The organism is Sphingomonas yabuuchiae (assembly GCF_001477495.1).
Lineage (GTDB): Bacteria > Pseudomonadota > Alphaproteobacteria > Sphingomonadales > Sphingomonadaceae > Sphingomonas > Sphingomonas yabuuchiae_A.
The window spans coordinates 1-651 of the sequence record NZ_LDTF01000172.1 but is presented as its reverse complement, the minus strand read 5'-3'; the positions used below and the strand labels follow the sequence as shown (position 1 = coordinate 651).

The window sequence follows — 651 nt, the reverse complement described above, 5'->3', positions numbered from 1 at the left end:
GTGAGTCCATCTCATGTCATTCTGCCATAGCCGTCAGCGCGCCGTCCCCGTATCCCCCGCCAGATAGCGGGCGATGGGATCGATCATGTCCTTCGGAATACGCCGCGCGATGACGGGCATGGTCGCATGGCTCTTGCGCGCGTCGACGATATTCTTGTCGCCCTGCCAATGGCGCAGCCGTCCGGCGATGTAGCTGGCCCGCTGTCCGGCGAGGACGGGATAGGGCTTGCCGGGCGTGTGGCAGCTGACACAGGCGGGAAGCTGCTTATCGGGCAGTCCGCGCTCGACGATCTGCGCCGCAGCGGGATCGCCCGCAGGCTTCGCACCCAGACCCGGCATCGCGGCGAAGCGGCGCGCGGCGGCCTCCATGTCGGCGGGCTCCATGCGCATCGCCACCTGCTGCATGACCGCGCTCGAGCGAGTGCCGCTGGCATAGCCCTTGAGTGCCGCGAGCAGATATTCGGGGCTCTGGCCGCCCAGGACCGGGATGTCGGGCGCGCCGCGACCGCGACCGTCCGTGCCATGGCATCCGGTACAGTTGTCGGGATCGATAGCGGGCGAAGCCTCGGCGACCAGCGCGCGATATTGTGCGGGCGTCATGCCGGGCAGGCGGCGGACGAAGGCGACCATGCGGCGCACCTCGTCCTGCCG

At 69.1% G+C, this 651-nt stretch carries 1 protein-coding gene; it reads right to left on the bottom strand.

Going from position 1 to position 651, the window contains the following annotated elements; translation table 11 throughout:
* Window positions 1-33: 33 nt before the first annotated feature.
* Window positions 34-651, bottom strand: a 618-nt coding sequence (locus NS355_RS17915) for a c-type cytochrome (RefSeq protein WP_345938821.1), incomplete at its 5' end; no start/stop codon positions are given.